The sequence below is a fragment of the Sandarakinorhabdus sp. genome (assembly GCF_031430775.1).
Lineage (GTDB): Bacteria > Pseudomonadota > Alphaproteobacteria > Sphingomonadales > Sphingomonadaceae > Sandarakinorhabdus.
In genome coordinates, this window is sequence record NZ_JANPCD010000210.1 from 1 (window position 1) to 8650 (window position 8650).

9 protein-coding genes are annotated in these 8650 nt (G+C 67.6%); 7 read left to right on the top strand and 2 right to left on the bottom strand.

Translation table 11 applies throughout. The features are described 5' to 3' along the window. The 7 genes from RMQ73_RS13690 to RMQ73_RS13720 form a co-directional block, all read left to right on the top strand. Nucleotides 1-596 (top strand): 1-acyl-sn-glycerol-3-phosphate acyltransferase (locus tag RMQ73_RS13690; protein ID WP_310498866.1); only part of this gene is annotated, 596 nt, incomplete at its 5' end. 128 nt (nucleotides 597-724) lie between these two features. After that, nucleotides 725-1903, top strand: a complete 1179-nt coding sequence (locus RMQ73_RS13695) for a hypothetical protein (RefSeq protein WP_310498867.1) — start codon at nucleotides 725-727, stop codon at nucleotides 1901-1903. A gap of 66 nt (nucleotides 1904-1969) precedes the next feature. Next, entirely contained in the window at nucleotides 1970-2587 is a 618-nt protein-coding gene (gene hisB / locus RMQ73_RS13700) for an imidazoleglycerol-phosphate dehydratase HisB (protein WP_310498869.1), read from the top strand. After that, nucleotides 2580-3203, top strand: coding sequence for an imidazole glycerol phosphate synthase subunit HisH (gene hisH, locus RMQ73_RS13705; RefSeq protein WP_310498870.1), 624 nt, complete (start codon nucleotides 2580-2582; stop codon nucleotides 3201-3203). The genes hisB and hisH overlap by 8 nt, the downstream gene beginning before the upstream one ends. Further along, nucleotides 3200-3919: a 1-(5-phosphoribosyl)-5-[(5-phosphoribosylamino)methylideneamino]imidazole-4-carboxamide isomerase gene (hisA, locus tag RMQ73_RS13710; RefSeq protein ID WP_310498871.1), complete on the top strand. Its 720-nt coding sequence runs from the start codon at nucleotides 3200-3202 to the stop codon at nucleotides 3917-3919. The genes hisH and hisA overlap by 4 nt, the downstream gene beginning before the upstream one ends. Then, entirely contained in the window at nucleotides 3916-4677 is a 762-nt protein-coding gene (gene hisF, locus RMQ73_RS13715; protein ID WP_310498873.1) for an imidazole glycerol phosphate synthase subunit HisF, read from the top strand. The genes hisA and hisF overlap by 4 nt, the downstream gene beginning before the upstream one ends. Further along, nucleotides 4674-4991 carry a phosphoribosyl-ATP diphosphatase gene (locus RMQ73_RS13720; RefSeq protein WP_310498875.1) on the top strand — a complete coding sequence of 106 codons (318 nt, stop codon included), beginning with the start codon at nucleotides 4674-4676 and terminating at the stop codon, nucleotides 4989-4991. Before hisF ends, RMQ73_RS13720 begins: the two co-directional genes overlap by 4 nt. An 8-nt stretch (nucleotides 4992-4999) precedes the next feature. Here the strand turns inward: RMQ73_RS13720 and pbpC are convergent, their stop codons facing one another. Both pbpC and RMQ73_RS13730 read right to left on the bottom strand, forming a co-directional pair. Continuing rightward, nucleotides 5000-7093 carry a penicillin-binding protein 1C gene (gene pbpC / locus RMQ73_RS13725; protein ID WP_310498876.1) on the bottom strand — a complete coding sequence of 698 codons (2094 nt, stop codon included), beginning with the start codon at nucleotides 7091-7093 and terminating at the stop codon, nucleotides 5000-5002. Then, entirely contained in the window at nucleotides 7090-8508 is a 1419-nt protein-coding gene (locus RMQ73_RS13730; protein ID WP_310498877.1) for a hypothetical protein, read from the bottom strand. The genes pbpC and RMQ73_RS13730 overlap by 4 nt, the downstream gene beginning before the upstream one ends. Nucleotides 8509-8650: the final 142 nt, after the last annotated feature.

The window sequence follows — 8650 nt, forward strand, 5'->3', positions numbered from 1 at the left end:
TCAAGGGACGCGCGCCGAGGCCGGGCGCCAGCCTGCCGATGCAGTTGTGGCGCCTGATCGCGCGGGCGTTCCTTGCCATCGGCGGCTGGCGGGTGGAGGGCGACTGGCCGGCCGATGCCCAGGTCGTCATCACGGCGGCGCCGCACACATCGAACTGGGACGGTATCTGGATGTTGGCAGCCGGCGGGGCCTGGGGCGTGCGCCTGCGCTACATGGGAAAGAAAAGCCTGACCGAGGGGCCGTTTGGCTGGATGGTCAAGCTGTCGGGCTGCATCCCGATCGATCGCAGCCAGTCCAATGACGTGGTCGCGGCGATGAAGGCCAATTTTGCAGCGGTGGACGACCTGATCCTCGTCGTCCCGCCCGAAGGCACGCGCCATGCCGTGAGCAAGTGGAAATCGGGTTTCTATCATATCGCGGTGGGCGCCGGCGTGCCGATTACCTTTGCGGTGATGGATTATGGCCGCAAGACCGTGTCCCTGCCCGCCACCCTGTGGCCCAGCGGCGACTATGCCCGCGACCTGCCGATCATACAGGGCATCTATGCCGATGCGACCGCGAAATTCCCCGAGAAGTTCGTGATGACGGGGCAGTAGGGCACCATCACCGCCAGCTCCGACAAACGTCCATCGCCGCACCAGGCCGCTTGCCTTTCGCCTTCGACCTTCGCCCGCGCATTTCCACCAGAATTCCGCTATGCTCTCGTGATTGGGGGACTTGCAGGATGCTCGACTTTCTCGACACGCTCATTGGCTTCACCTTTGTCATGCTGGTGCTCAGCCTGGCGGTGACGGCGATGGCGCAGGCGCTGGGCGCGTATCTGCTCGAACTCAAGGGCAAGGCGCTGCGCCAGAACCTGATCGGGCTGCTCGGGCGCCTGTCGGACAAGGGCATCGACCTGGCCACCACCACCATCGACCAGATCCTCGATGACCCGCTGCTGTCCTCGCCCAAGATGTTCGGCAAATTGTTCGGCGGGGGCCGCGTCCTGCCCAGTGTCATCCAGCGCGAGGAGTTTTTTCGCCTGCTGCTCGATTTTGCGGCACGCGCCGGCACCTTGGCCGATGGCACCCCTGCCCCGACGGTGACGCCGCTGGACAAGGCCCGACAGGCGTTGAAAACCACGCTGGCCGACCATGGCATTCCCGACCCGATCAAGACGCTGCAAGCCTTGCGCCTGCATGTCCTGTCGCTCGAACGTTCCCACCCCGATCTGTCGAGCAGCGCGCGGGCCACCATGGCGATGCTGGCCGTGGCCGGCGACGCCGCAACCGGCGGCGATTTCGTCGGCAAGCTGAACGGCTGGTACGACCAGACCATCGACCGTGCCGAAGAACTGTTCACCCGCTACATCCGCGTCGTCACCAGCGTCATTGCCGTGGTGCTGGTCTTCTGGCTGCATTTCAATTCGCTCGATCTCATCAACCGCCTGTCGGTCAACAAGGACTTGCGCAACACGCTGGTCGAACATGCCATCAGCCAATACCAAAGCTACACGCCGCCAGTGGCCGGCTCCGCGCCCGATGCGGCGGCGGCGGCCAAGTCCACCGCCTGTGCCAGCAGCGCGTTCGGCGGGACCGTGGCGACCGGCGCCGATGCCGCCGTGCCGGGGGCCAATGACTATCTGCGCTGCATGGGGCTGGGCGAGCTGGCCGGTTTTGAAATCCTGTCGATGCCGCATTCGCTCGGCGAATGGACCGCCGGCTGGTCGCGCGATCCCAGCAGCGGCCAGCCGCGCCAGCTCATCGCGCATGTGTTCGGGCTGCTGATCTCGGTCGCGCTGCTCAGCCTGGGCGCGCCCTTCTGGTATTCGGCGCTGGGCAATTTCCTGCGGCTGCGTTCGGTGCTGGCCATCAAGGACGACAAGTCGCGCGAGGAGCGGCAGATGCGCACGGAGCCATAGCGCGGGCATGGTTTGCAATGCCGGCCGGCTTGCCCGGCCGGCGGCAATGCTTTAGGCGCCCGAAGCATGAGCCAGCCCATAATTGCGCCCCGTATTGCAGTCGTCAGCCGCGTGACGAAAGAGACCGCCATCGACGTCACCGTCAATCTCGACGGCACCGGCGTCTATGATGTCTCGACCGGCATCGGTTTTCTTGACCACATGCTCGAACAATTGTCGCGACATTCGCTGATCGACATCACGCTGGCTGCCAAGGGCGACCTGCACATCGATGGCCATCACACCACCGAGGATTGCGGCCTGGCGCTGGGCGAGGCCGTGGCACGCGCACTGGGCGACCGGCGCGGCATCACCCGTTATGGCGATGCGTTGATCCCGATGGACGAGACGCTGTCACGCGTCGCGCTGGACATTTCCGGGCGTCCCTATCTGGTGTGGAAAACCGCGTTTTCGCAGCCGAAGCTGGGCACCATGGACAGCGAATTGTTTAAGGAATGGTTTGCGGCATTCGCTGGCACGGCGGGCATCACGCTGCACGTCGAGACGCTGTACGGCGTCAATAACCATCATATCGTCGAAAGCTGCTTCAAGGCGTTGGCCCGGGCGCTGCGCGCCGCCATCGCCATCGACCCGCGCAAGGCGGATTCCATCCCGTCCACCAAGGGCACGCTCGGCGGTGCCTGATCGCCCAAGGGAACATGTTGTAGTCGTCGACTATGGGGCCGGGAACCTGCGGTCTGCGGCGCGCGCGCTCGGCGCTGCCGGTGCCAGCGACGTGGAGATCACCAGCGACCCTGACCGCATTGCCTCTGCATCGCGCATAGTTTTGCCCGGAGTCGGCGCCTTTGCCCAGTGCATCACCCAGTTGCGCGGCGCCAGCGGCATCGAAGCAGCGCTGACCCATGCGGTGCAAAACGAGGCCAGGCCGTTTCTGGGCATCTGTGTCGGCATGCAGCTGCTCGCCAGCGAGGGCCATGAACACGGCGTTCATCGCGGCCTTGGCTGGCTGCCCGGCAAGGTGACGCGGATGGTGCCGGACGATCCATCGCTGAAGGTGCCGCACATGGGCTGGAACAGCGTCGATCCGGCGCCGGGCGCAGATGTGCCGGCAGGACAGGCCTATTTCGTGCATAGCTATCGCTTCGATCCCGATGACGCTGCCGACGTTGTGGCGACCAGCAACCATGGCGGGCGCTTCCCCGCGATCGTCCGGCGCGGCAACATCACCGGCGTCCAGTTCCATCCTGAAAAAAGCCAGGCCTATGGGCTGGCCTTCCTCTCCAACTGGCTCAAATCATGATCATCTTTCCCGCCATCGATTTGAAACAGGGCAAGGTCGTGCGCCTCGCCGAAGGCGATATGGACCGCGCCACCATCTATGCCGACGACCCCGGCGCGCAGGCGCGGGTGTTTGCCGATGCCGGCGCCCGCGCGCTGCACGTTGTCGATCTTGACGGCGCCTTTGCCGGGGAAAGCCTGAACGGCGCCGGCGTGCGCGCGGCACTGGCGGCCTTTGGCGGGCAAGTGCAGGTCGGCGGTGGCATTCGCACGATTGCGCAGGCCGAAGCCTGGCTGGCGGCCGGAGTCTGGCGCGTCGTCATGGGCACGGCGGCGCTGGAACACCCTCATATAGTGCGTGCGCTTGCGGCGGCGCACCCGGGACGCATCGTCGTGGCTGTCGATGCCCGCGACGGCATGGTCGCAACACGCGGCTGGGCCGAAAAATCGGTGGTGCCAGTGATCGATTTGGCGAAGCGTTTCGAGGATGCCGGCGTTGCCAGCCTGTTGTTTACCGATGTCGGACGCGACGGCATGCTCAAGGGCGTGAACATCGAAGCGACGCTTGGCCTGGCCGCCGCCACCAGCCTGCCGGTCATCGCATCGGGCGGCGTCAAGGACATGGGCGATATCACCGCATTAAAGGGCCAGCCCGGCATCGAAGGTGTCATCACCGGGCGGGCAATCTATGATGGCCGGCTCGATCTGGCCGAGGCGCTGGCATTCGCTGCACAATGACGCTCGCCGTCCGCATCATCCCCTGCCTCGATGTCGCCGGTGGCCGTGTCGTCAAGGGCGTCAACTTCGTGGCGCTGCGCGACGCCGGCGACCCGGTCGAGGCGGCGCGCGCCTATGATGCCGCCGGCGCCGACGAGCTGTGTTTTCTCGACATCACGGCCAGCCACGAGGACCGGGGTACGCTGCTGCATATCGTCGAACAGACTGCCGATGCCTGTTTCATGCCGCTGACCGTCGGCGGCGGGGTTCGCTCGGTCGAGGATGCCCGCGCGCTGCTGCTGGCCGGTGCCGACAAGGTCGCGGTCAATTCCGCCGCTGTCGCCCGCCCGGCATTGATCGGCGAACTGGCGGCGCGGTTTGGCGAGCAATGCGTCGTGGTTGCCGTCGATGCCAAGGCGGTGGCGCCCGGCCGCTGGGAGATTTTCACCCATGGCGGGCGCAAGGCCACCGGTATCGACGCGGTCGCCTATGCCATCGAAGCCGCGCGGCTGGGGGCCGGCGAAATCCTGCTGACCAGCATGGACCGCGACGGCACCCGCGCCGGTTATGACCTTGCGCTCACCCGCGCCATCGCCGATGCCGTGCCGGTGCCGGTCATCGCCTCGGGCGGGGTCGGCAGTGTCGGTGATCTGGTCGCCGGCGTGACCCAGGGCCATGCCTCGGCTGTGCTGGCCGCTTCGATCTTTCATTTCGGCGAAGCGCGCATTGCCGATGCCAAGGCGGCGATGCATGCTGCCGGCATAAGGGTACGACTATGACCGATCGGTTCGACCAGTTGATGGCCACGGTGCTGGAACGCCGGATGAGCCATCCGGACACCAGCTATGTCGCGCGCCTGACCGCCAAGGGCCGGGCCAAGATGGCGCAGAAACTGGGCGAGGAAGCGGTTGAAACCGTTATTGCCGCGATGGGCGATGACCGGGAAGCATTGATCGGGGAAAGCGCCGACCTGATGTTCCACCTGGCCGTGCTGCTGGCCGATGCCGACATCAGTTTCGACGACATCCGCGCCGAGCTGTCGCGCCGCGAAGGCCTGTCGGGCCTTGACGAAAAGGCCGGCCGCAAAAGCTGAGGCACGCGTTACCGCACCGTCACCCGCGCTCGGTCCAGCACATGCCGGCCATCGGTGAGGCTGATGATGTGCACGCCCGGCACCGGCAGCCATAGCGCCGTCAAACCGCCGGGCAACCGCTGGTCATCAACCGCAAGATACAGGCCGGGCAGCGACCCGGCGGCGCGGATCAACATGCGCTGCCTGGCGGGCGGAATATCGGGATCGAGTGCAACCACCGCGCCATCTGCCGGCGCCACGAGTCGCGGCACCGCATCGGTCGGATCGGTCACCGCCATCACCGGCTGCCAGGTGCCGGCGAGGAACAGGTCCTGCCGCGCTGGCTCGATGGCCGGTTGAAACCTGATGGGCCGGCGCTCGACGCCCGGCGGCAGCATAAAAGCCGGCGGCGGCTGGCCGTCGTGCAGTGCCAGCATGATCGCCCGCCATGCCGGCGCCGCGCCGCTGGTGCCCGACACGCCGATCATCGGATCGCCTTCGAAATTGCCGACCCACACGGCGACCGTGTAGCGGCTGGAAAAGCCGATACACCAATTGTCGCGCAGTGCCTTGGACGTGCCGGTCTTGACGGCGGCGGCAAACGGCATGGCCAGGCCATTGTCCTCGCCGAATGTCGCAGTGCGCGCCGCCGTATCGGCCAATATGTCCCGGACGATGGCGGCGGCGCCGGGTTCGATGGCCTGTACATCTGGGGCGCGTGCGCCCGGCGTAACCCTGACCGGCCCGGCCAGCCCGCCGCGCGCCAACGCCCGAAACACGCTCGCCTGTTCGAGCAAGGTGACTTCGGCGGAACCCAGCGCCAATGAAAAGCCGTAATAATCGCCCTCGCGCACGATGCCGCGATAGCCGGCATCGAACAACCGTTCGCGAAACGCATCGACGCCGACCAGCAGCAGCGCCCGCACCGCCGGCACATTCAAGCTGTTGCCCAGCGCCGAGCGCACCGACACAGGGCCGCGAAAATGCCGGTCGTAGTTCTGCGGAATATACAGGCCCGATGCGGTATCGAGATCAACAGGCGCGTCGATCAGCACCGATGCCGCCGTCAGCAGCCGGCGTTCGAGGGCCAGCGCATAGAGCATGGGTTTCAAAGTCGATCCGGCCTGGCGCGGCGCGGTGACGCCGTCCACCGCACCGGCGCGCGACCCGGCGCCGGCCGACCCCACCCAGGCCAGGATGTCACCGCTGGCGTTGTCGATGACCAGCGCGGCGCCGTCGCGGGCATTGCGCGGCCCCAGCGCCGCCAGTTGCCGGGACAGCGCATCACGCGCCATGCGCTGGATATCCAGATCGATCGTGGTCTGCACCGCACCGCGCGTGCCATCGGGCAGCAGCCGGGCAGCCAGTTGCGGCGCCAACCCCGCCCCGGCAACCACGGCGCGCGGGCCGAGCATGCGGGCGGCGGCGAGTTCGATACCGGCACAACCAAGGTCGGGCGCAGCGCGGCAGGCACGGGCGATAACGCGGTCCGCTGGTGCCGACGGCGCCCGGGCCAGGGCCACCAGCACGGCGGCCTCGTCCGGCGTCAACGCGGCCGCGCTATGCCCGGCCATGGCACGGGCGGCGGCATCCACGCCCACAAGATCGCCGCGAAATGGCAACAGGTTGAGCCAGGCTTCGAGGATTTGCGCCTTGCTCCAGCGGGCCTCGATGGCGCGGGCTGCGCGGGCCTGTGCCAGTTTCTGCCGCCAGCCACGCTGCCCGGCGCGGCCGATGCCGGGGTCTAGCAACCCGGCCAATTGCATGGTGATGGTGCTGGCGCCGCGCACCGCACCGCCTTTCAGCCGTGCCCGCGCCGCGCCCGCCACCGCCCGCCAATCGACACCGTGATGCGCGGCAAAGCGCCGGTCTTCGGACTGGATCAGCCGCGCGGTCAGATGCGGGCTGATGTCACCCAGCGCCGCCCATTGCAGGCGGCGTACGCTGTTGTCGGTGCGCCGGGCATCCAGCCGCCGGCCATCACGGGCCAGCAGCACCGCCTCGGTACCGGCGGTGGACCGTGCGACGCTGCGGAAATCCGGCACGGGTGCGGGACGGGTCGTCCACATCAACCAGCCGAGCAGCAACAGGCACAGGCTTGGCAGCCAAAACGACTGCTTCATTGCACCACAAGCGGCGCATTGGGCAGCAGCGCCATGACATCGGCGGCATACAGCGCCTCGGCCCGGGTCGGCGGCAGGCGGAAACTGCCGCGCGTGCCCAGCCGCACTGTGTATTCATAGGTCACCGGGCGCCGGCCGACAGCGGCATAATGGGCATGCACGGCATCCTCGCGGCATTCCACAAAAGTTGCCGGTTCGGCCCCGCTGTCATCGCCGGCTAGCAACTGTGAGCGTCCGCCCAGATTGCCGCCCAATATGGTCGCGCCCGGCGGCACAGGGTCGTTGATGACCACCCAATCGGTCGGCGCGCGCGCCGTCAGCGTCAGGCGCACCCGCATGACATCGCCTCGGCTCCAGCGGCCCGGCACTGCCTGCGCCACGGCGCTGACCTGCCGGCTGAGCGCAAAGCCGCTGGCGATGGGCCGGGTCAACGGCACGGCGGCGCGCGCCATCACCATAGCCCATGGTTTGCCGGTGCCGGCATGGCTGATGCGCAGCGGTGCGCTCGTGTCCGGCCATGGCAAGGTGACGGCTGCCGGCGTTGCTGCCCAGCGCACGCTGCGGCTGATGGGGCCGACGGTTACATTCGTTATGCCGGTGACCGCTGCGCCTTCGAACACGCGCGCGAAATCGCGCATCGCCAGCGTGCCCAGCGCGTTGGCCGGCGTCGTGTCCCAGCGTCCGCGCCGCTGTGCCAGCATCAGCGCGCGGGCCAGACGCGGTGCGTCTCCCGCCCAGCCCGGCGCCCGCGCCGCCAACGCGACATAGCCGGCCATGGTGGTGTCGCGCGACGCCAGCACCTGCCACGGCGCATCGGCGTTGTTCACCCGCAGCACCGTGCCTTGCACATCGAGCCGGGCGCGCAAAATTGCATCGGCCTGTGCCAGCCGCGCCGGCTGCCCCGCCAGTCCCGGCAGGCCGGCCACGGCCTCGCGCCAATCCAGCACTGTGCTCGTCGGCCAGGTGTTCGGCGTGATGCTGATGGATTGGACCAATGCGGGGCTGGCGGCACCGCTGGCGACAAGTGCCGCCAGTGCCGCCACCCGGCGCGGCGGACCGTCGCCGGACAGATCGGCGATGCCGCCGCCACCGGCCTTGTCGATGACCAGCACGGCGGCATGGCTGCGCTCGATCTGGCCGGTGATGAACCTGGTCAGGCCCGCGGTCATGCGTGCCTTCGTGGATTCGGGAATCGCCCAGCCGCTGCGCGCCGAAAGCCGCAGGATGTAGGCGGTCAGCGCATCATCGCCGGCGATCCAGTCCGCCGGGAAAAACCGCACCAAGCCATCGCCGTCAAGGTAGCCGGCCAGTGCCGAGGCAGCCGCGTCCCAGCGCGCCTTGTCGCCAAGCGCCACCGCCACCGACAGGCGCTGTTCGATACAGTCATAGGGATAGGCCGCCATCCAGGCGCGCACGCCCGGCAGGGTGCCTGCGAACTGAACTTCGAATGAATTCTGGAGAACGCATGAAAACGACCGTCATCGCCCTGTTGCTGCTCGCTTCCTTCTCGCTGCACGCCGAAGAGTGGACTCCGGCCAAAGATGCGGCCAAAGACGG